This window comes from Pseudoduganella sp. UC29_106, from assembly GCF_044055365.1.
Taxonomy (GTDB): domain Bacteria; phylum Pseudomonadota; class Gammaproteobacteria; order Burkholderiales; family Burkholderiaceae_D; genus Rugamonas.
On record NZ_CP171977.1, the window covers coordinates 2,843,887 to 2,864,773 of the forward strand.

The 20,887-nt window shown below is 61.7% G+C and carries 22 protein-coding genes and 3 pseudogenes; 12 read left to right on the forward strand and 13 right to left on the reverse strand.

Annotated features, from left to right (window positions below):
- Positions 1–3: 3 nt before the first annotated feature.
- Together ACHMW6_RS14695 and ACHMW6_RS14700 are read right to left on the reverse strand one after the other, a co-directional pair.
- Positions 4–897 carry an ExeA family protein gene (locus ACHMW6_RS14695; RefSeq protein WP_395407829.1) on the reverse strand — a complete coding sequence of 298 codons (894 nt, stop codon included), beginning with the start codon at positions 895–897 and terminating at the stop codon, positions 4–6.
- On the reverse strand, positions 873–1,610 hold the full coding sequence (locus ACHMW6_RS14700; protein ID WP_395407830.1) for an ABC transporter ATP-binding protein: 738 nt from the start codon (positions 1,608–1,610) through the stop codon (positions 873–875). Before ACHMW6_RS14700 ends, ACHMW6_RS14695 begins: the two co-directional genes overlap by 25 nt.
- Positions 1,611–1,698: 88 nt before the next feature.
- Here ACHMW6_RS14700 and ACHMW6_RS14705 point away from each other — a divergent pair.
- The 4 genes and pseudogenes from ACHMW6_RS14705 to ACHMW6_RS14720 all read left to right on the forward strand — a co-directional run bounded on the left by ACHMW6_RS14705 (position 1,699) and on the right by ACHMW6_RS14720 (position 5,712).
- Positions 1,699–3,406: pseudogene (locus ACHMW6_RS14705) on the forward strand (GspE/PulE family protein).
- 1 nt (position 3,407) lies between these two features.
- Positions 3,408–4,638: pseudogene (locus ACHMW6_RS14710) on the forward strand (type II secretion system F family protein).
- Complete coding sequence (locus ACHMW6_RS14715) at positions 4,635–5,159, forward strand: hypothetical protein (RefSeq protein WP_395407831.1); 525 nt, start codon at positions 4,635–4,637, stop codon at positions 5,157–5,159. The pseudogene ACHMW6_RS14710 and the gene ACHMW6_RS14715 overlap by 4 nt, the downstream one beginning before the upstream one ends.
- Positions 5,152–5,712 carry a type II secretion system protein gene (locus ACHMW6_RS14720; protein WP_395407832.1) on the forward strand — a complete coding sequence of 187 codons (561 nt, stop codon included), beginning with the start codon at positions 5,152–5,154 and terminating at the stop codon, positions 5,710–5,712. The genes ACHMW6_RS14715 and ACHMW6_RS14720 overlap by 8 nt, the downstream gene beginning before the upstream one ends.
- Positions 5,713–5,769: 57 nt before the next feature.
- Here the strand turns inward: ACHMW6_RS14720 and ACHMW6_RS14725 are convergent, their stop codons facing one another.
- Genes ACHMW6_RS14725 through ACHMW6_RS14760 form a run of 8 tightly spaced genes read right to left on the reverse strand, consistent with a single transcriptional unit; the run spans position 5,770 to position 10,547 of the window.
- Positions 5,770–6,243 (reverse strand): PilX N-terminal domain-containing pilus assembly protein, encoded by a 474-nt coding sequence (locus ACHMW6_RS14725; protein ID WP_395407833.1) that lies wholly within the window; start codon positions 6,241–6,243, stop codon positions 5,770–5,772.
- Positions 6,240–7,136, reverse strand: a complete 897-nt coding sequence (locus ACHMW6_RS14730) for a type II secretion system protein (RefSeq protein WP_395407834.1) — start codon at positions 7,134–7,136, stop codon at positions 6,240–6,242. Before ACHMW6_RS14730 ends, ACHMW6_RS14725 begins: the two co-directional genes overlap by 4 nt.
- The gene (locus ACHMW6_RS14735; protein WP_395407835.1) at positions 7,136–7,597 is read right to left on the reverse strand and encodes a prepilin-type N-terminal cleavage/methylation domain-containing protein; all 462 of its coding nucleotides are present in this window, start codon (positions 7,595–7,597) and stop codon (positions 7,136–7,138) included. Before ACHMW6_RS14735 ends, ACHMW6_RS14730 begins: the two co-directional genes overlap by 1 nt.
- Complete coding sequence (locus ACHMW6_RS14740) at positions 7,587–8,054, reverse strand: Tfp pilus assembly protein FimT/FimU (protein WP_395408614.1); 468 nt, start codon at positions 8,052–8,054, stop codon at positions 7,587–7,589. The genes ACHMW6_RS14735 and ACHMW6_RS14740 overlap by 11 nt, the downstream gene beginning before the upstream one ends.
- A 5-nt stretch (positions 8,055–8,059) precedes the next feature.
- The gene (locus ACHMW6_RS14745) at positions 8,060–8,497 is read right to left on the reverse strand and encodes a DUF6701 domain-containing protein (RefSeq protein ID WP_395407836.1); all 438 of its coding nucleotides are present in this window, start codon (positions 8,495–8,497) and stop codon (positions 8,060–8,062) included.
- Entirely contained in the window at positions 8,448–8,924 is a 477-nt protein-coding gene (locus tag ACHMW6_RS14750; protein WP_395408615.1) for a DUF6701 domain-containing protein, read from the reverse strand. Before ACHMW6_RS14750 ends, ACHMW6_RS14745 begins: the two co-directional genes overlap by 50 nt.
- On the reverse strand, positions 8,849–9,718 hold the full coding sequence (locus tag ACHMW6_RS14755) for a DUF6701 domain-containing protein (RefSeq protein WP_395407837.1): 870 nt from the start codon (positions 9,716–9,718) through the stop codon (positions 8,849–8,851). The genes ACHMW6_RS14750 and ACHMW6_RS14755 overlap by 76 nt, the downstream gene beginning before the upstream one ends.
- Positions 9,615–10,547 carry a polymer-forming cytoskeletal protein gene (locus ACHMW6_RS14760; RefSeq protein ID WP_395407838.1) on the reverse strand — a complete coding sequence of 311 codons (933 nt, stop codon included), beginning with the start codon at positions 10,545–10,547 and terminating at the stop codon, positions 9,615–9,617. Before ACHMW6_RS14760 ends, ACHMW6_RS14755 begins: the two co-directional genes overlap by 104 nt.
- A 163-nt stretch (positions 10,548–10,710) precedes the next feature.
- Here ACHMW6_RS14760 and pilM point away from each other — a divergent pair, with 163 nt between their 5' ends.
- From pilM to ACHMW6_RS14795, 7 genes are read left to right on the forward strand one after another with little or no spacing between them, the layout of a single operon-like run.
- Positions 10,711–11,646, forward strand: coding sequence for a type IV pilus biogenesis protein PilM (gene pilM, locus ACHMW6_RS14765; RefSeq protein ID WP_395407839.1), 936 nt, complete (start codon positions 10,711–10,713; stop codon positions 11,644–11,646).
- On the forward strand, positions 11,643–12,296 hold the full coding sequence (locus ACHMW6_RS14770; RefSeq protein WP_395407841.1) for a hypothetical protein: 654 nt from the start codon (positions 11,643–11,645) through the stop codon (positions 12,294–12,296). The genes pilM and ACHMW6_RS14770 overlap by 4 nt, the downstream gene beginning before the upstream one ends.
- The gene (gspM, locus tag ACHMW6_RS14775) at positions 12,293–12,985 is read left to right on the forward strand and encodes a type II secretion system protein GspM (protein ID WP_395407842.1); all 693 of its coding nucleotides are present in this window, start codon (positions 12,293–12,295) and stop codon (positions 12,983–12,985) included. The genes ACHMW6_RS14770 and gspM overlap by 4 nt, the downstream gene beginning before the upstream one ends.
- Positions 12,982–13,332 carry an MSHA biogenesis protein MshK gene (locus ACHMW6_RS14780; RefSeq protein ID WP_395407844.1) on the forward strand — a complete coding sequence of 117 codons (351 nt, stop codon included), beginning with the start codon at positions 12,982–12,984 and terminating at the stop codon, positions 13,330–13,332. The genes gspM and ACHMW6_RS14780 overlap by 4 nt, the downstream gene beginning before the upstream one ends.
- 9 nt (positions 13,333–13,341) lie before the next feature.
- Positions 13,342–15,114, forward strand: a complete 1,773-nt coding sequence (mshL, locus tag ACHMW6_RS14785) for a pilus (MSHA type) biogenesis protein MshL (RefSeq protein ID WP_395407845.1) — start codon at positions 13,342–13,344, stop codon at positions 15,112–15,114.
- Position 15,115: 1 nt separating this feature from the next.
- Entirely contained in the window at positions 15,116–16,003 is an 888-nt protein-coding gene (locus ACHMW6_RS14790) for an ExeA family protein (RefSeq protein WP_395407846.1), read from the forward strand.
- Positions 16,000–17,229 carry a hypothetical protein gene (locus tag ACHMW6_RS14795; protein WP_395407847.1) on the forward strand — a complete coding sequence of 410 codons (1,230 nt, stop codon included), beginning with the start codon at positions 16,000–16,002 and terminating at the stop codon, positions 17,227–17,229. Before ACHMW6_RS14790 ends, ACHMW6_RS14795 begins: the two co-directional genes overlap by 4 nt.
- Before the next feature lie 61 nt (positions 17,230–17,290).
- Here the strand turns inward: ACHMW6_RS14795 and ACHMW6_RS14800 are convergent, their stop codons facing one another.
- The 3 genes and pseudogenes from ACHMW6_RS14800 to ACHMW6_RS14810 form a co-directional block, all read right to left on the reverse strand.
- A complete protein-coding gene (locus ACHMW6_RS14800; RefSeq protein ID WP_395407848.1) occupies positions 17,291–18,280 on the reverse strand; it encodes an HD-GYP domain-containing protein in 990 nt (329 codons plus the stop codon).
- Between the two features lie 20 nt (positions 18,281–18,300).
- A pseudogene (locus tag ACHMW6_RS14805) lies at positions 18,301–19,483 on the reverse strand (pyridoxal phosphate-dependent aminotransferase).
- Between the two features lie 70 nt (positions 19,484–19,553).
- Positions 19,554–19,991, reverse strand: a complete 438-nt coding sequence (locus ACHMW6_RS14810; RefSeq protein WP_395407850.1) for a putative toxin-antitoxin system toxin component, PIN family — start codon at positions 19,989–19,991, stop codon at positions 19,554–19,556.
- A 39-nt stretch (positions 19,992–20,030) separates the two neighbouring features.
- On the opposite strand from ACHMW6_RS14810, the gene yaaA reads away from it, so the two are divergent.
- Complete coding sequence (gene yaaA / locus ACHMW6_RS14815; protein ID WP_395407852.1) at positions 20,031–20,801, forward strand: peroxide stress protein YaaA; 771 nt, start codon at positions 20,031–20,033, stop codon at positions 20,799–20,801.
- The last annotated feature ends 86 nt before the right edge of the window (positions 20,802–20,887 follow it).

The window sequence follows — 20,887 nt, forward strand, 5'->3', positions numbered from 1 at the left end:
GATTTATCGTCGCCAAATAGTTATCTTGCCAAAATAATTTCCCCAGATTCTTTCCAAAACGATCATACTGCGATTGCGCCAATGACCTGCGCACGAATAGCTTGCCTCCTGGATCGCTTGTCGCACATGACTTGCATCAACATGACGGGCATCGTCCACATAAGCGGCCAGCAGCGCCTTGTCGGCCAGCACGTTTATGCGGCGGACAATGCCTTCCGAGCCGCTGGCAATCAGCCGCACGGCTTGCTTGCTGAAGATATCCGGCCCGTAATAACCTGCCGCGCGCAGGCGGAATCCGAGGAAATCGGGAATCTGCTCAGGCGGCATGGACGGCACGACGAAGCTGTGCGTAATGCGTTCGCGCAGCTGGCGCATGCGGGGCAGTGCCAGGTGCTGGTCCAGTTCCGGCTGGCCGAACAGCACGATTTGCAGTAGTTTGTGGCGCGCCGTTTCCAGGTTGGTCAGCAGGCGGATTTCTTCCAGCGTGTCGAGCGGAGTGGCCTGGGCTTCCTCGACCAGCAGCACGACCTGCCGGCCCTCGCTGTGACGGGCGATCAGCTCCTCATTCAGCATGCGCATCACTTCATCCACGCGCAGTCCGCCAGGCTCCAGGCCGAGTTCGGCCGCGATCGCGTACAGCACTTCCTGCGGGCCCAGGCTGGGATTCACCAGATAGAGCACGTCGATATGGGGCGGCAAATGCCGCTCCAGCATGCGGCACAGCATGGTCTTGCCGCTGCCGACTTCGCCCGTGACTTTCACCATGCCCTCACCGTGGATCACGGCGTAAAGCAGCGCGGCCAGCATTTCGCCGCGCGTGTTCCCGCTGTAGAAAAATGCGGGATTTGGCGTGATGCTGAATGGCGCCTCGTTCAGGCCGAAATGGGATTGGTACATGGTGTGGTCGCAGTCATGAAAGCGGCTTCCAGGGAATCGGCGCCAAAATGGCTGCGGCAGCCGGCTGGCGAGCCGGAGAACACGAGGCGGCCGCCGTGCAGGATGGCCATCTGGTCGCAGAGCTCATCGATGTCCGCGAGCGTGTGGGACGTGAGCAGCACTGTGGCGCCTTCGCCACGCAGGGCGAGCAGGTGCTCCTTCAGGCGCATGCGGGCGCGGGGATCGAGGCCGCTGGTGGGCTCGTCCAGCACGTAGAGGTCTTTGCGGATGAGGAAAGTGGCGGCGAGCCCCAGCTTTTGCGTCATCCCCTTCGAATAATGGCGCACGGTGCGATTCAAGGCTGACTCCTCCAGGTCCATCGCCTGCAGCATGCGGACTGCCGCGGCGCGGTCATAGCTTTGGTCTTGCAATTTCACCACGAATTTCAGGAACTCGTCGCCAGTCAGATGAGGCGGCGGCGTAAAGCGCTCCGGCAGAAAGGCGAGGGGCGCGCGTGACGCAGGTACGCGGTGGCTGGCGCCGAAGATTTCGATCGAGCCCTCATCCAGTGCACAAAAATCGAGCAGGCAGCGCAGCAGGGTCGTCTTGCCCGCGCCATTCACGCCTGCCAGGCCGAACAGCGAGCCGCGCGGCACGTCCAGGTTGAGCGCCGCCAGCACGTCGTGGCCGGCGTGTCGTTTGCTTACGTTCGTGAAGCAAATCGCTTGACTCATGGTTGGTGAATAATAACGAGTTTTGCTAGCTCGGCATGCACGGTTCGCATAAAATGGCCGCGAATATCACGATAGGGGCAAACAGCTTATGACGAGGCCGGAAAAAGTCAGGCTTGGCGAGATTCTGGTGCAGCAAAAGCTGCTCTCCGAGGAACAACTGGGCCTGGCGCTGGCCGAGCAGCGCCGCAGCGGACGCAAGCTGGGGCGCGTGTTTGTCGAACACGGCTACGTGACCGAGGAGCAGATTTCCGGCGCGCTGGCGCGCCAGCTCAACATCCCCTATATCAATCTCAAGTTCTACCACGTGAATCCGGACCTGGTGCGCCGGCTGCCGGAAACCCAGGCGCGCCGCTTCCGCGCGCTGGTGCTGGAAGAAACGCAATGGCGGCGTGCTGGTGGGCGTTTCCGACCCCACCGACCTGTTCGCATACGATGAAATCGCCAAGCTGCTGAAGCAGAATCTTGAACTGGCGGTTGTCAACGAAACCGAAGTGCTGGCCGTGATCGACCGCACCTACCGCCGCACCGAAGACATCACCGACCTGGCGCGCGAACTGGAACAGGAACTGGGCGATACGGCGGTGGACTTTGGCGTGCTGGCGGCGGCCAGCCCCGGCCTGGAAGAAGCGCCCGTGGTCAAGCTGCTGCAATCGGTGTTCGACGACGCGGCACAGGTGAAGGCGTCCGACATCCACATCGAGCCGCAGGAAAACCGCCTGCAGATCCGCTTCCGCATCGACGGTGTGCTGCACCGCCAGACCGAGGCCGATATCAAGATCGCGCCGGCGCTGGCCTTGCGCCTGAAGCTGATGTCCGACCTCGACATCTCGGAAAAGCGTCTGCCGCAGGATGGCCGCTTCGGCGTGCGCGTGAAGAACGCCAAGATCGACGTGCGTATCTCGACCATGCCCACGCAGTATGGCGAGTCGATCGTGATGCGTTTGCTGAACCAGAGCAGCGCCACGCTGCGGCTGGACGCGATCGGCATGCCCAAGCCGCTGCTGGAGAAATTCCGCGCCATCGTGCAGCGGCCGAATGGGCTGGTGCTGGTGACCGGTCCCACAGGTTCAGGCAAGACCACCACGCTGTATTGCGCACTGGCCGAACTGAATTCGTCCGAGAAGAAGCTGATCACCGTTGAAGACCCGGTGGAATACCGCTTGCCGGGCGTGAACCAGGTGCAGGTGAACGAGAAGATCGAACTGGACTTCGCCCGCGTGCTGCGCTCCGCGCTGCGCCAGGACCCGGACATCGTGCTGGTCGGCGAGATGCGCGACCAGGAAACCGCCCAGATCGGCCTGCGCGCCGCAATGACGGGCCACCTCGTGCTCTCCACCCTGCACACGAATGATGCCGCGGGCACTCCGCTGCGCCTGATGGATATGGGCGTGCCGCGCTATATGGTGGGCAGCTCGCTGCAGGCCGTGCTGGCGCAGCGCCTGGTGCGTGTGATCTGCGAAAGCTGCACCACGCCTTATACGCCGTCGCCGTCCGAACACGAGTGGCTACGCCTTGAACTGAACGACAAGGTGGATATGGCGCGCTACTTCCACGGTAAGGGCTGCTCGCACTGCAATGGCATGGGCTACCGTGGCCGTACCGGCGTCTACGAACTGCTGGAGATGACGCAGGGCGTTGTCGATGCGGCAAACAATCCGGATCCCGCCGCCTTTCTCAAAGCCGCCGCGCAGCAGATGGCCGGCCAGACCTTGCGTCGCCACGCCGTGCAGCTGGTGATCCAGGGCCGCACCACGGTTGCCGAGGCGATGCGCATCAGTAACCAGCTGGAGGATTGATTTGCCATTCTTCGCCTACAAGGGCCGCAATGCGCGCGGCGAATTGATGCAGGGGGTGCTGGAAGGCGCCGACAGCGGGGCCGTGGCCGACCAGTTGTTCAGCACCGGCGTCACGCCGATCGAGATTACGGTGACGGCCAAGGCGTCCACCGACCGCGAAGAATCGCTGTGGGAGCGGCTGACCGAGAAGAAGGTCACGCATATGGATGTGCAGCTGTTCAGCCGCCAGATGTTTACGCTGCTGAAGTCGGGCGTGCCGATCATGCGCGGGCTGGCGGGCCTGCAGGAATCGGCCATCAGCAAGTCCTTCGGCAAGGTGATCAAGGATTTGCGCGAGTCGCTGGATTCGGGCCGTGAACTTTTCGGCGGCCATGCGCCGCCATCCTTCGGTCTTCACGCCCTTTTATCTGTCGATGATCAGGGTAGGGGAGATGACGGGCCGCCTGGATGAAGTCTTCCTGCGCCTGTTCGACCACATGGAATTCGACCGCGACATGCGCGAGCGCGTGAAAACGGCGCTGCGCTATCCGAGTTTCGTGGTGTTCGCGATGGTCGCGGCGATGGTCATCGTGAATATTTTTGTCATCCCGGCCTTCGCCAAGGTCTTCGCCAGCTTCAACGCCCAGTTGCCGCTGATGACGCGCATCCTGATTGCGACGTCCGACTTCTCCGTGCATTACTGGCCGCTGTTGGCCGGCCTGCTGATTGCCGCCGCACTTGGCTTCCGCAGCTGGGTGCGCACGACCAGCGGCCGTTATGAGTGGGACAAGTTCAAGCTGCGCATCCCGGTCGCGGGCAAGATCATCCTGAAGGCGACGCTGGCCCGTTTCGCGCGCAGCTTTGCGCTGTCCGCCCGCAGCGGTGTTCCGATCGTGCAGGCACTGACCGTGGTTGGCCAGACTGTCGATAACGCTTACCTGACGGCCCGCGTGGAGCAGATGCGCGATGGCGTGGAGCGCGGCGAGTCGATCCTGCGTACGGCGGCGGCGGCCGACGTGTTTACGCCGGTCGTGCTGCAGATGATCGCCGTCGGCGAGGAGTCGGGCTCGCTGGATGACCTGATGGACGAGATCGCGCAGATGTACGAACGCGAGGTCGATTATGAGCTGAAGACGCTGTCCGCTCAGATCGAGCCTATCCTCATTGCGTTCCTGGGCGTGATGGTGCTGGTGCTCGCACTCGGCATCTTCCTGCCGATCTGGGACCTCGGCAAGGCTGCGCTGCATCGATGAGGTCGGGCTGCTTCAAAGTAAATAGTGTCGCTCATCTGCAACGCGGCGCCGGACGGCTGGAGTTTGCCGTTGTTGTGGCTGTCCTTGGCGTTTTGATGACAGTTTTTCTGCAACGCGTGCAGTTTTATCAAGCCGAAGCAGAGCAGGCCGCGATGCAAACAGTCGTGGCGCAGTTGCGCACCGCCCTTGCGGTCAAGGTAGGAGCGCGGTATCTAAGAGGGGAAAACCAGAAATTGTCGCTGTTGGCCGAGGAAAATCCCATGACCTGGCTGGAACGTCTGCCACCAAACTATGCAGGCGAGTATGATGGCGCTAAGCCGGGTAACTTACTCTCAGGACACTGGTATTTCGATAGTCACTCGAAAACTTTGACTTATTTATTGAACAAGCGAAACTATTTTTTCCCTGAGACGCAGAATCGTCATAATTTCAAGTTAGAATTTCGCCGCACCGAGGGGATTCTCACCAATTCTCACGCGACACCAGAGGCAGGCGGCTTGTCACTGGAACAGATTGACTGATCGCCGCATTTTTTTGATTTTTGGAGAACGTCGAATGGCCCCACAAAGGTTGCAACTGCGTCGCCAGGCACAAGCTGGCTTCACCCTGATCGAACTGATCGTCGTCATCGTCATCCTCGGCATTCTCGCCGCGACCGCGCTGCCGCGCTTTGTTAATATGGGCACGGATGCTCGGGCTGCCAGCTTGCGCGCTGTGCGCGGTTCCCTGGAAGCGACATCGGCAATGATTCACGGCCAGGCTCTGCTGCGGCCTGGCACGACGCCGCTGGTCAACGAGGGTGTTTCCGTCAACGTGGTTAACAATTACCCTGCCGGAGACGCGAATACTGTCGTCGCTGCGGGCTTGACCGCCAATGACTTTCACATCGTACAGGGCGGTGCGTCCGGCGTGACGGGCGATGCTAATACTCCTGATGCGCCGGCCAACGGCTTTGTGGTTGTTCCGGTAAGTCTGAACGGACAAACGGGAGGTAAAACTTGCTTCGTTTCGTATACGCAGGCTGCGAATGCAACTACTGCACCTGTTATTTCTGTGACGACGGGCGGCTGCTAAACAGGCTAAGCGCGCAAACGAAGGCCGGCTCTGCGGAGCCGGTTTTTTTTCGTCCAATCAGCACGGCGTGATAGGCGGGCCGGGGCGGATGCAGGTGCTGACTGTGCGGCGACGCTCGACGTATTCAGGGGAGGTGGATTGTGGCGCGCTGGCCGGGCAGCCGTTTACGTTGCACGCCACTGCGTCGATTTCAAAAATGCGCACGGGCTGCGCAGCCCCTCCGGTCTGCTGACCTTCGAAGAAATTCTGGTTTGGCGCGAGGGCGTTGCGACAGGTGACGGTGACCCAGAAGCCTATTTCCGCACTGAGATTCAGTACCTGGTTCTGACAAATGCCCTGGCCGTTCGCAAGTTGCAGGCCGACTTCAGTGCCCGCGCGTGCTGCCTGCAATGCGCGTGCAGCCAATTCGTCCTGCGCAGCTCCGGACTGCTGAGTGGTCACCATGCGTACCGCCGCCACGCCAAGCATGGACAGCACAACAACCACGACAATCGCGGCGATATAAGCAAATCCCTTCTGGCGTAATCTCATGGCGCGTTATCGACGTGAACGGAGTAATACAGGGTGATCGATTCACTCTGGTCGGTAAGCTGCAAGGTGATCTCGACCAGGCCATTGTCCATCGTGCCCCCCCCATTCACGGAATAGTTGAATGTGCAGGCCTGCACCCTGGTTGCGAGGGTATCTGCGGCGGTTGGCGTTGGCATCGGTTGCGTGGCGGCGAAATTCACGTTGGACACCCGAAACAGCGTGCCTCTGCCGGTTCCTTGAGCGTCCAGTCCCGGCGTTTGACAAATATAGCTGACGGCACGCTGCCCATTCGGCACAACGACAAAGCGCCCGCCATCGTAACCTGGTGGAACGACAGCAGGCACCGTCAATGTGATGCGCGCCGTACCGACTTGCGCCGCGGGCGCTGGTCCGATTGCTTGAATTTGTGTGATCGAGCGGGGCGGACTGGTGGCGGTGCCGAAAAGATCGGAGGGATCCTGATTGCCGATCACTACCCAGTCATTGGCCTGCGGCATAGGGTCCAGCGTAGTCAGAACATCGAAGCCGTTGCCAGGCGCGTTGGTGTCCAGCGCCATACTGGGATTGCCGGAATTGGCAGTATCCCAGGCGGTATCGGGTGCGACACGGAAGCGTCCACCGGAAATGGTCGGGACGAGTTCGAGATATTGTGTGCCGGTTGCCACGTCAGTTTGCTGCCGCACTGAGTTCGGCACCGATGAACGTATGTCGCGTGCCATGCGCCGCATAGCACCATCGGCCATGTCGCTCAGCGCGGCTCGTCGGCCCGACGCCAGATAGTTCGAAAAGGCAGGGCGGAAGAATACGATCAAAATGCCCGCCAGGATCCCGGACACGACCATGACCACGATCAACTCTACCAATGTGAATCCGCGCTGGCGTTGCATCGGCATTATTGTGTTCTCCAGCCACGCAATGTGTACTGTTGGGAGCCGTTGCGGATTGTCACAGTGATGTCGAGTACATTAGCGGCTGCAATGGCGCCACCAGCGAGGATATTGCCCGAGCCCTGCGCGACGGTGATTTGTACGGTATAGCCAGCCAGCAGTGGCATGGGGCTGCCGTCAATTTGGCAAAGGGGGAAGTTGTAGCCGTTATAGTCGCCGACCGTGAGCAGATTCTGGCGCGAGCACATGGCGGGAGCGCTGGCGGCAGGTGCGCCGAACGGCTTGAGTTGGACTTCTTCCATCATGCCTTCGGCTAGTGCGATCAGCTGCTTATTTATCATCGGGTCCGCACTGGCCACAGCGCTACGCGACAGCACGCCCAGCACACCAGCGAGAGCGACGGCAATGATCACCATTGCGATGATCAGTTCAACGAGAGTCATGCCGCACTGTCGCTTATTCGACATAGCCCGTGTTTCCGTTGACAGTGATATTGCCCAGGTTGGCAATGGTAATGGTGAGAGTCGCAGGTACACCGCTGTTGTCCGTTATTTGCCCGTCTGGCAGGAAAAAGAGCGCAGCAGGTGCTTGGCCGGTGGCAGTATCGGTGGCGGTGACGCTGGCGTCGCTGCTAGCGTACGCGCTGCCATCGGGGCTGGCCAGCGTTGTGTTGCATGCGGCCGCCGGATTGGCGGCCGCAATCGTTAGCGTGACGGTGGTGGTCGTGAAATTCGCGCAAACAAGCCTCCGGTGACCCACGGCAGACTTTTGGGCGTGACGCAGCGCCGCGACCACGGTTTGACGGTAAGTGGCGCTGGCAAAGGTACTTCCGGAGGATAGCAGGCGAGGTATGGCGATGGCGGAGATGATGCCAAGGATGACCATAACGGTGATCAGTTCGACCATTGTGAAGCCGTTTTGCATCCGGTTCAATTGAAGCGCTCCCGAATATGAATGGCGCGGTTGGTTCCCGGCGCATAGATGCCGAAGGAGGCGCGGGCTGATGGGTCGGCGTTGGCGCCACAGTTGCCATATTGCGAACGCAGCCAAGCCTGGGCGGAACCGGAGGTCACAGGATGGCTAAGCAGGCAGGATGCATCCTGGCTTGTGCCACCGAGGTTAATGGCGAGATCCACATAGCCTGGCGTGGAGGGTGGGCTAAGGGCAATCAAACCCTGGCCATTGACCAGTTTGAAGTTTGCGGTTGCCTTGCTGTCAGTGGTGGTTGGGCTTAGTGCGATGGCAATCGTGGCGATTTTCGTTGCATCGGCGTCCGTATCCAGACTATTTAGTAGCCATGACTGTCCTGTCCAGTATTCAGCTCCGCACTGGCATCTTGGCCTGCTGTGTGGCGCTGCCGAAGACATTGCTCAGGCGCAGGCGGCCGCTGCGGACTTCGGTGCCGCCTTCGGTAAAGGTGGCAGATGATACGACGGGTACGCTGGTTGCCGCGCGCAGGCGAATTGACGTTGGCGCCGTGAAGATGTTCGCGAAGGTGAATTTTGGCGTGGCCGAGGCAGTGCCTCCGGGAGCAAAGGCATTGGCCGAGACAGTGTAGTCCGACAGCGCGCCAATGGAAGGCGGAATCGTCGCACCCGTTGTCGGGTTGATGGCTGTTAGCGTTGCGGCGGTCGCAAAGCCGATACCCGGCTGGGTGGCAGGGTCGACGTAATAGTAATTCAGCGTCGCGCCGCCATTGGCGTTAAAGGCTGCCACGGTCACTGGTAATGGCTGGCCTGAGTAAGTGAAGGTGGCCGTGCGTGTGACAGTCGTTGTAAAGTGGTGTGGCGGAATGGCCCCGCCGCGCCGCTGTTATTCTTGCAGCTTGTGCCATTCAGATTGGAAGTGCCTGTGATGGGAAGCTTCGCCTGACCCAGATAGTTGGCGTCAGTCGCGACGATATCGGCGTTGCCCACCTCGCTCCAGTTCGGAGTGGCTGTGCCTATTCCGCTGGCAAATGTGAGCGTGGTATTAGACAGGACGCCGTCCTTTGCATCACTGGTGATAGGCTGGCAGCGCTGTTGCGTTAGCGCCGCGACATTGCCTTGACCGTAGCTCGGGGTCAGGTTATTGCTGACGTTTAACGGCTGCACCTGCGCATTGAAGGGCACTCCCGCTACATAGCTGGCATTGCCCGGCAGTTCGACGAGGAACTTGTTCGGCACGGCGATGAAATCGTCCGAGCCGTTGATACCGCTGCTGGAGGCCAGTACGTTGATCTTGCCCGCATCCGGATAGCGTACATTGGCGTTCGCTACGCCGCTGCTGTTGAACGACAGGCCCAGCGTCAGATTGCTGCCGCTGACGCAAGCCAGGTTGGTTCCCGCATTGTTGTCCGCGCCAAAGGCGGGGACCATTGCGCCAACGTGGCTGCTAACGTAGCTGCAGGAAAAGGTAACGTTCTTGGTGCCTGAAAACGCGGGCACGCATGCGGGCTGTGAACCTGGTCCCTTGCGCACCGCAGCGATCGTGAAGGGCTGAGCGCTATCCGAATAGTGATCCGGGATGTCGAAGACGAAGCCCGAGTCTGCAAAGTTGACTACGCAGTTGTCTGCTGCCGCTGGCGGCGTTCCAGCAAGTTGATGCATTGGCGAGCGCCGGCGACAGTGCGGAAGTGGATAGCGTGGCATTGCCCGGCACTGTCACGCCTACATCGACCGTGACCGAGCTGGCGCCGGCTGCGATTGTGAACGGCACTGGAGCCGAACCGCCGCTGTACATGGCGACCACAGTGCCGCTAATGCCGCTAGTGTTCGCGGTGCAGCTGCCGCCACTGTCTGCATCGCTGCAGGCGTACACGGTAACCTGCGCCGGCGTGCAGGTGAGGCCGCTGCCAGTGTGGTTCAGGCGCACATGATGGAGCGTGCTGGGCGGCGGGGGCGGGGCCACGCAAGAAGAATAGTTAGAACTACCAGTGACAATGCAAGTGCCGGTGATATAGCTATCGTTGCCCATTTTCAGGTCGCCCGCGACGTTCACGTTACCGTCGATCCAGGAATCTTTTGCTACCGTCAGATCGCCGCTGGAGGACTTTGTGATGATATTGCCAGTGAAATGGGCGTCTTTGGCGAAGTTGACCTTGCCCGTCACCGTCAGATTCATTTGGGCCGTCAGATCCATACGGAAATCGACATCATCCATGACGGTTAATGCAAAGGTATAGCCGTGGTTATCTGTCGAAAAGGTCTTGTTGGCGTCAAATTTGCCATTGACCGTCATGTTTACGGAGCCTGTGAGCGACAGCGTAGTATCTTTGCTGAGTGATATGGCGGGGCAGTCATACGCGCCACTATTGAGTAAGGTGCAATTGAACGGACTGCTGGTCAGGTCGGCCGGAAGGGTATAGCTGTCGGCTTGAGCATTGGTCAGGCCGCTACCGAGCAGCAGCGCCGTCAGGAATAGCGGTCGGATAGGCATGCCGAATCAGACCATGCGGCAACAGAATGTGTCAAGACCGTAACAGCAGCAGGGATTTTTTGCTCAGAATTTGTGAAATTTGGTTAAAGTGTAATGTAAACTTGAATATAATCAAGCATCTACATTGCAAACCTATTGCAATTTCAACATTTAGACGGGCGGCATGGGTTTTTTCACGCGCGAAAAGAAGAAAAAGGGCAGTCTCGCCATCGCGCTCGGCGCCGGTGGGGTAAGTGTCGCCGCGGTGGCACGCCAGCCGGCGGGACGGCCGCGTGTGATGCTGTCCGCCTTTTATCCGGCCGGCCAGAACGCCGTTGGCGAGACGATGGCCACTGTGGCGCGCGAGCTCAAGTCGGGCGAATACCGCTGCATGAATTTGCTGGCCGCGGGCGAGTATCAATTACTTTCGGTCGAGGCGCCCAATGTGCCGGCCGACGAGCTGAAAACCGCGGTGCGCTGGCGCCTGAAGGACATGCTCGATTTCCATGTGGATGACGCCACGATCGATGTGCTGAATGTACCGGCCGGGAACAGCGGCACCGGCCGTCCGCAGTCGATGTTCGCGGTGGCGGCGCGGAACTCCCTCATTCAAACCCGCCAGGACCAGTTCCGCGAGTCGGGCATGGGCCTGAGCGTGATCGACATTCCCGAAATGGCGCAGCGAAATATCGCGGCCTTGCTGGAACCGGAAGGACGCGGCATCGCCATGCTGTCCTTCGACCGCAGCGGCGGCCTGCTGACCGTGAGTTATCAGGGCGAGCTGTATCTGGCGCGGCGTGTGGACGTCACCCTGGAGCAGCTGCAGCAGGGCGACCGCCAACAGGCGCTGGAGCGTGTGGCGCTGGAGCTGCAACGTTCGCTGGACCACTTCGATCGCCAATACTCCTTCATCAACGTCTCGAAGCTGATGCTGGCGCCATCCGGCATCAGCGGGCTGGCGGATTTCCTGTCGCCGAACCTGTACGTGCCCGTCGAAGCGTTCAGCCTGGCCGATGTGCTGGATCTGGAAGCGGCGCCGGAATTGCATGCGATGGACGCGCAGGCGCTTCACTTCCTGACGCTGGGTGCCGCCCTGCGTGATGAGGAGGTGGCGCTGTGAGCCAGCAGATCAACCTGTTCAATCCTATCTTCCTCAAGCAGAAGAAGGTCTTCACGGCCGGCCATATCGCGCAGGTGCTTGGCGTGATTGCCTTTGGCGCGCTGGCGATAGCCGCTTATGGCGCCTATAGTGTCGGCCAGCTGGAGAACCAGGTGGCTGCAGCGCAGGCGCATGTGACGTCGCGTGAAGCGGCGCTGGTCAAGGTCAAGGCGGAATTCGCGCCGCGCGAGAAGAGCAAGTTCCTGCAGGACGAAGCCGTGCGGCTGCAGGCGGAACTGGTGTCCATGCGCGAAGCGGAGGGTGTGCTGAAGGGCGGTGACCTGGGCAATACGTCCGGCTATGCCGAGTACTTCCGCGCCTTTGCGCGCCAGAATGTGCCGGGCTTATGGCTGACGGGGCTGGACATCGTCGGCGCTGGCAAGGAAATCAATGTGCGCGGCAAGGCGCTGCAGGCGGGCCTGGTGCCCGGCTATATCGGCCGGCTGACGCAGGAACCTGTCTTGCGCGGGAAGACTTTTGGCAGCCTGCAGATCGGCGGCGCGGAGGCAGCGGCGCAGCAGGCGGTGGCAACGCCTGCCGTGCAGGCGACCAAGCCGGCGCCTTACATCGAATTCAGGCTGCAGTCGCATGGCACGGAGGCCTCCAAATGAAGGCGCTCTGGGTCAGGCTTTCGGCGCGGATCGATGCGCTGTCGCTGCGCGAGCGGGTGATGGTTTGCGGGGCGGGCATCGCCATCGTGCTGTTCATCATTTATCAGCTGGCTCTGGCGCCGCTGCTGGCGCGCCAGCAGGTGCTGCGCGCGAACCTGTCGCAGCACCAGTCGCGCGCAGCTGCCGTCGATGCGGAGATCACGACGCGCATGGCGGCCTTCAGCGCCAACCCGGACGTGGCGGCGCTGGAACAGATTGCGGATTTGAAAAAGCAGACGGCGGCGCTGCAAAGCTCGCTGCAGGCGGTGCAGCGCGGGCTGGTGCCGCCGCAGAAGATGGCGGCGCTGCTGGGGCAATTGATGCGGGCGAACAGCAAGCTGCGCACCGTTTCTGTGCGCACCTTGCCGGTGAGCGGGCTGAGTGAGATGACGGCTGCGGCCAGGGCGCCGGTGGTTACTGCGGCTGCACCGGGGACGCCCAAGCCGCGCGAGCTGTTGTATCGTCACGGTGTAGAGCTGGTGGTGCAGGGCGGCTACCTGGATATGCTTTCGTACATGGAGTCACTGCAGGCATTGCCGTCCCAGTTGTTCTGGGGTCGCGTACAGCTGGATGCGGACAATTATCCGACCGCCACGCTGACGCTCACGCTCTACACCCTGAGCCTGGACGATAAATGGATGACGCTATGAGGATCCGAGCCCTGTTGCTGCTGGTGGCGATGCCGGCGCTATGCCTGGCGCAGTCGCACGCTGTCTTGTCCGACCCTACGCGACCTCCGGCGGAACTCCTGTCGCCGCAGGCTGCGGGCAGCATGCCAGCCGCACCGGGGCGCCCTCAGCTGCAATCGGTCCTCGTTGGCAAAGGCTACGAAGGAAGGGAAGTGGCAGTAATCGATGGCGAGATCGTGAAACGCGGCGAGAAGTTCCGCGGCGCGGTGCTGGAGCACGTGGGCCCGGAAGAAGCGGTGCTGCGCCGTGGTGAACAGAAAGAAGTACTGCACTTATATCCCCTGGCGGCGGGCGGCCGCAAGAAATAGAGAACGAATATGCGAAACCTCATCCAGCTGGCAGCGGTAGCGGCCGTGGCGGCGGCCCTGGCGGCCTGTTCGGCGTCCCCACCGCGCGATACTTATGACAAGATCGGCGAGCAGATGGCGGCGGCCACCAGGCCGGCGACCGCGCCCGCGCAACCTTCGGCCGTGGCCGACGCGCTGGTGCCTCCCGTAAGCGCATTGGCCACGCAGCTGCCGAAGGCGCGCGAGGTGATGGAGGAGCGGTTCAACGTGTCCTTCAACAATGTGCCTGCACGGACTTTCTTCAACTCGCTGGTGGCGGGCACGCGCTACAACATGCTGGTACATCCGGACGTGAGCGGCAATATCTCCGCCAACCTGCGCGATGTGACGCTGGTGGAAGCGCTGGATGCGGTGCGCGAACTGTATGGCTATGACTATCGCATCGAGGGCACCAAAGTCTACATCCGTCCGCTGACAATCCAGACCCGCATGTTCCAGGTGAATTACCTGACTTCGCAGCGCCGCGGCATGTCCAATTTGCGCGTGAGCTCAACCTCGGTGGCGGATCAGACCAACAACCAGAACAACAATAACAATAACAATTTCCAGAATCAGAACAACAACCAGCAGTTCGACAACGGCACGAACGGCAACGGCAATAACAACCGCCAACGTGATTCCAGCAATGTGATCACCACGTCCGATGCCGATTTCTGGAAGGAGCTGAAGGCTTCGCTGGAAGCCATCGTCGGCAGCAAGGAGGGCGGACGCAGTGTTGTGATCAGCCCGCAATCGGGCGTAATCGTGGTGCGCGCGATGCCGGATGAATTGCGCTCCGTCGACAAATATCTCCGTGCGACGCAGCTGGCAGTGGAGCGCCAGGTGATCCTGGAAGCGAAGATCCTGGAAGTGGAGTTGAACAGCGGCTTCCAGAGCGGCATCAACTGGGCGGCGTTTGCCACGCATGGCAACAGCCGCGTTTCCGGTGGCGTGCTGTCGCCGGGGGCAGGCCTGACGCCGCTGCCGCGCAACAGCAACCCGAACGTGCCGGCGGCGCCGATCACCGGCTCGGGCCTGGCATCCGCTACCGGCTACTCTTTGAGCAATGCGGCGGAAGCGGCGGGCTCGCTGTTTGGCCTGGCCTTCCAGACCAGTAATTTCGCGGCGCTGATTTCCTTCCTGGAGTCACAGGGCACGGTGCATGTGCTGTCCAGCCCCCGCATTGCGACCATGAACAACCAGAAGGCCGTGCTGAAGATCGGTACGGACGAATTCTTCGTGACCGGCGTGAGCACCACGACCACCACCAATGCGGTGGGCGGCGGCACGGTTTCGCCGAATGTCACGCTGCAGCCTTTCTTCTCCGGCGTGGTGCTGGATGTGACGCCGCAGATCGATGACCAGGGCAATATCATGCTGCACGTGCATCCGTCCGTGAGCCAGGTGGCGACGGTCAACAAAGGGATCAACCTTGGCAGCGCGGGCAACCTGAACCTGCCGCTGGCCACGTCCACCACGTCCGAGATGGACAGCATGGTGCGCGGCCAGGATGGCAAGGTGGTGGCGATCGGTGGCTTGATGCGCCAGGCTTCGACTTCGGACCGGAATGGCGTGCCGGGCGTGGGCGGCTTGCCAGTGGTGGGCGCGCTGTTCGGCAGCCGACAGGAAGTGATGCAAAAGCGCGAACTGGTGGTGCTGATCAAGCCGACCATCGTCGAGAGTGAATCCAGCTGGAATGAAGACCTGCTGGACACCGAGCGCCGCATCAAGGCCCTCGATCCGCGCAGGGCGGGAGCACGCTGATATGTACCAGGGCCATTTCGGGCTGACCGAAGCGCCGTTCGGCATCACGCCGGACACCAGCTATTTCTTCACCAGCGCGCATTCGCAGCAGGCCTTGAATACCCTGCTGGTGGCGGTGCGCTCGGGCGAGGGCTTCATCAAGATCACGGGCGAAGTCGGCACCGGCAAGACGCTCTTGTGCCGCAAATTCATGGCGACGCTGGGCGAGGATTTCGTCACGGCCTATATCCCGAATCCCTATCTTGAACCGCGCACGCTGATGCTGGCCCTGGCCGACGAGCTGGAACTGATCCTGCCACGCGATGTGGATCAGCACCAGCTGCTGAAGTCCATCACCTTCCGCCTGATGGAGTTGGCGGCGCAGGGCAAGCAGGTCATTTTGCTGCTGGATGAAGCGCAGGCGATTCCGCTGGAAAGTCTGGAGGCCTTGCGCCTGCTGACCAATCTGGAAACCGAGAAACGCAAGCTGCTGCAGATTGTGCTGTTCGGGCAGCCGGAACTGAACAAGCATCTGGAGATGGAGTCGATACGCCAGCTGGCGCAGCGGATCACTTTCCATTACCACATGGGCGCCTTGTCGCGCGATGACCTGGAATACTATCTGGCGCACCGGCTGCGCGTGGCCGGTTTTACCGGGGCGCGGCTGTTTTCCCGCGCTGCTGTTTCGCGCCTGTATGCGGCCAGCGGCGGTATCCCGCGGCTGGTAAATATTCTGGCGCATAAGGCTTTGCTGCTGGCTTATGGCGAGGGACGGCATCAGGTAGAGCGCCGCCACGTTGGTCTGGCAGTGAAGGATACGGCGGCCAGCCAGGGATGGTGGTGGCCGTGGCTGGCCGGCGCCGCTGCCGTCATTGGCGTGGCCAGCGTGACGTGGGCTTTCGTCAAATGAGCCTGATTAACAAGATGCTGCAGGATCTGGACGCGCGCGGTGGCGGCTCTCCGGCCGCCAGCGGTGCTGCGGCCGAGGTTCGCGCGGTTGCGCCGCCGTCCCGTTCCCGCAGCGCGTATCTGGCCGCCGGCCTGGGCGCCGCCGCATTGGCCGCCGCCGGCGCCGGCTACCTGGCCTGGCAGCACTTCCGCGCGCCTTCCTCTGCCTCGGCCACCGCCGTCACTTCCGCCTCCGGCAGCGTGACCCCGGCCGCCAGCCGGCCAGCTGCCGCGAACCCGTCCTCGCGCGCCATCATCGACGCCACCGCTGCGCGCACTTCCGCGCTCCCCGCGTCGTCCGCTGCAACGCCGACGCCGTCGGCGTCCGTCGCCGATGTCTCTCGTGCCCCGGACGGTTTGAACCTAACCCGCGCGCCCAACGTGGACCGTGCAAAGAACGCGGCTAAGGCATTCGCCGACACGGCGCACGGTCTGTCGGCGAATTCCGCGCGGGCGGACGACGCTACGGTTGGCGGCGGGGCGGCCAAGGCGGCCGCTGACAGGCTGCGGGGCGCGGAGAAGCAGCGGACTTCGGCTGACAAGCCGCCGGTCGCGCGCGGAACTGCGGCGGTGGCGGCGGCACGCGGCGCCGAGGCGGACGCCGGGAGCAGCCTGAGCTCCCAGCAACGCGCCGAAAACGAATACCGCCGCGGGCTGCAAGCGCTGCATGATGCGCGCGTCAGCGACGCGATTGTCTCACTGGAGCAAGCCGTTTTCCTCTATCCGCGGCACGAGGCGGCAAGACAAACGCTGATTGGCCTGCTGGTCGAGCGTAAGCAGTATCCCGAAGCGGTCAGGCACCTGCAATTCGCAGTGGGTCTGGACCCGCGACAGTCGAATATGGTGATGCTGCTGGCCCGTCTGCAAGGCGAGCAGGGTGGGCCGGCGATTGAAACCCTGCAGCGTGGGCTGCAATACGCAAACGGCAACGCCGATTATCGTGCGCTGCTGGGCGGCTTGCTGCAGCGCGCGCAGCGCCATAAGGAAGCGATCGACCAGTACTCGGCCGCGGTGCAGATGCAGCCGGGGCAGGGCGTGTGGTGGATGGGACTGGGGATTTCGCTGCAGGCGGAGCAGCGTAAGGCCGAGGCGCGCGATGCGTTCGTGCGCGCGCGCGATTCGGGGCGATTGAGCGCGGAGTTGCAGTCGTTCGTTGAGCGCAAGTTGCAGCAGTTGGCGGCGCAGTGACCCCGTTGCGCGCCGGTCGCCGTCGCCACGCCGCGGCGTAGGGCGGATCATCGATCCGCCGTCAAAGTGCCGCCTGCGCCCCCCAGATCTGCTTCATGCTGAACCGCAGTTCGGCCTGGTCCTCGCTCAGGACCTCGGCAATCGAGCATTCCGGTTCCGAAGTGCGGCGGTGCACGGTCGCCGGGAATGGCTTTCCGGCCCGGTCGCGCAGGCAGTGGACCTCGACCACGCCGTCGCCGGAATCGCGCTGCGTGACCACGCCTAGCTCACCATTGTCCAGGCGCACCAGGCAACCTGGCGGATATTTGCCGACCTGGCGGCGGAATTGTTCCGTCAGCGCTGGGTCGCAAATGTGCTTCGTATCGCTCAGAACGCGCTCCAGCGCTTCGTTCGGCGCCAGCGAGCAGCGGTAGTTGCGCGCCGAGACTTGGGCGCAGTAGCGGTCGGCGAGGCTGAGCATGCGGGCGTTTTGCGTGATCTGGTCACGACACTTGCCTTCGGGGTAGCCGCTGCCATCATCATTTTCATGATGCAGCAGAACGGCCGAAATCCACTCTTCGTCGTCCACACCGGCATACTTCAGCAATTCGGCGCTATCGGCTGGATGGCGATGCACGATCGCCATCTCGTCCTGGTCGAGGCAGCCCATCTTGCACTGGAATTTGTCCTGGTGGCGCAGCATCCCCACGTTCATGGTCAGCGCCGCCGCAGTCAGAGACAGGATCTCGCTCGCAGTACGGCCCATGCCGCGCGCCACCAGCACCACCACCACCGCGGTCTCGATACAATGGCGCACCGCGTAAGTGCCGGCGATCTGATTGAGAAAGACGCAGGCCAGTGCGATATCGGGATTCAGCTCGACCGCGCGCACGACTTCGCGCGCGATGTGGCGCAAGTCCGCATCGGCGTTGTGTTCGTTGCGCAGGTCAGCCAGCAGTTTGTCCAGGCGCTTGTTCGCCAAGTTCAGTTCATGCAGCACCGAAGGCGGAGGATGGAGCCGCCCCGTATCATCCATGGACAAGTCGTGCAGACTGCTCAATTGCTGGTTCATGATCATCCCCTGCTGTTTTTCTAGATGCGCGCCAGCCTCTCCAGAGCCAGCGCCAGTGTTTCGTCTTTCTTGGCAAAGCAGAACCGCACAATGCCCGACTCGCGCGCCTCACGGTAGAACGCGGACACGGGGATCGCCGCCACCTTTATCTCCGTGGTCAGCCACTCGGAAAACGCGGCTTCCGGTAGCGAGGAAATCCCCTCGTAGCGCACGCACTGGAAATACGTGCCGTCGGCCGGCAGCAGCTCGAAGCGGCTGTTTTTCAGGCCGTCCCGGAACAGGTCGCGCTTGCGCTGGTAGAAAGCGGGGAGCTCGCGGTAGGGCGTTGGATCGGCCATATAAGCGGCGATCCCGTGCTGCATCGGCGTATTTACGGAGAATACATTGTATTGGTGGACCTTGCGGAACTCTGCCATCAGCGGCGCCGGCGCGGCCACGTAGCCGATTTTCCAGCCGGTGACGTGATAGGTCTTGCCGAAGCTGGACACCACGAAAAGCACGCGCCGCCAGTTCAAGGTAGCGGCTCATTGACTCGTGGCGCTGGCCGTCATAGACCATGTGTTCGTATACCTCGTCCGACAGGATCAGCATTTCGGTGCCGCGCACGATATCGCACAGCGCCTGCATGTCCGCCGCGCGCAGCACGCTGCCGGTCGGGTTATGCGGAGTATTCAGGATGATCATGCGGGTGCGCGGCGTGACAGCGGCCGCCACGCGTGGCCAGGGAATGCTGTAGCCGCCATGCTCCGCCACTTCCATCTGGACCGGCACAACCACGCCGCCGGCCAGTTCGATGGCGGGCATATAGCTGTCGTAAGCCGGCTCGATCACGATCACTTCGTCGCCCGGATGCACGGCGCACAGGATGGCCGTGGTCAGCCCCTCGGTGGCGCCCGGCGTGACTGTGATTTCAGAGTTGACGTCGTAACTGTGGCCGTAGACAGCGGCGATCTTGTCGACGATGGCCTGGCGCAGAACTGGCGCGCCGATGCCCATCGGGTACTGGTTGAAGCCCTCGCGCATGGCGGCGCTGACCATCTCGACCAGTTGCGGATCGCAGGCAAAATCAGGGAAGCCCTGGCCCAGGTTGACGGCGCCGTGCTGCATGGCCAGCGAGGACATGCGGGTGAACACGGTAGTGCCAACGGCGGGCAGGCGCGAGGCCAGGTGCGGCGTGTGGGGTGGGATATGACGGTTGTTCATTTCACCATTCTAGCGCAGCCACTTGCGCCGTGTGTTGCCCGGAAAGGACGCTACGACTGCTCACGCGTTGTCAAGCATCGAGGGTCCATTTTTCGGGCTGAATAACCTTGAACATGCCCGCCTTGGCGAGGCGTTTTGCGAGCTTCAGCAGGGCCTTGTCCTTGGTGATCAGGATGTCGGCCTGGGCGTCGCGCGCCAGTTCGAGGAATTTCTGGTCATCCCGGTCGGTGCAGACGGGCAGGCGTACGCCGGATTCTGGCGGCGCCACGACCTTGATCAGCTTATCGAAGCGCGCCGCGCTCAGGGGACGCGTTTCGTCGGTCAGCGGCAGGTGCTTGTAATGCAGGACGATCAGGTATTCGTCACGGCAGTCGGCGCGCGTGATCGCTTCCACTGCACCGCTCTCGATCGCTTCCAGCAGGGCCGCCCAGCGCGGGTCCTGGAAAACGAAAAGATCGAGGCAAACATTGGTATCGATGACGATGCGTTTCGGTGGAACGGGTATCATGTCGGCAATTCTTGTTTCGTAGTATTAGTTTGGAATCTTATGCTGATAGTGCTTTCGCCTGCAAAAAGTCTTGACCTGGAAACCCCGCCGACCACCAAGCTTCACACCCAGCCTGCATTTCTAGACCATTCAGCCCAGTTGATCGGCCGTTTGCGCGAGTATTCGCCAGCCCAGCTTGGCGAGCTGATGGAGTTGTCCGACGCGCTGTCCACGCTGAACGTGGCGCGTTACGCGTCCTGGACCCGCGATACTTCCGAGGCGCGGCAGGCGGTCATGACCTTCAACGGCGATGTCTACGACGGGCTCAATGCGCGCTCGATGACGGCCAAACAGCTTGATTACACCCAGTCGCGCATCCGCATCCTGTCTGGTCTCTACGGCATGTTGAAGCCGCTGGACCTGATTCATCCGCACCGCCTGGAGATGGGCACCCGCCTTTCGACCCCGCGCGGCAAGAACCTTTACGACTTCTGGGGCGACACCATTACCAATGCGCTGAATCATTCGCTGGAAGAGCAGGGTTCGGAAGTGCTGGTGAACCTGGCGTCGGAAGAGTATTTCAAGTCGGTAAAGCCGAAGAAGCTGGCCGTTCCAGTCATTACGCCGCATTTTGAGGACTGGAAGAACGGTAAATACAAGATCATTTCCTTCTTCGCCAAACGCGCCCGCGGCATGCTCGCACGCTACGCGGCGGTGAAGGGGATTACGGATCCGGTCAAGCTCAAGAAGTTTGATGTGGATGGGTATAAATTCGAGCCATCGGCTTCCGATGAGCGGAATTGGGTGTTCCGGCGGCGCATCGCCGACTAATACCCAGGGCAAGTGCTGGTGGCTGCCACGATGTGGTAGCCACCTGTTCCGCGGCGGTGGCTGGGTGTCTGCCACATCGTGGCAGA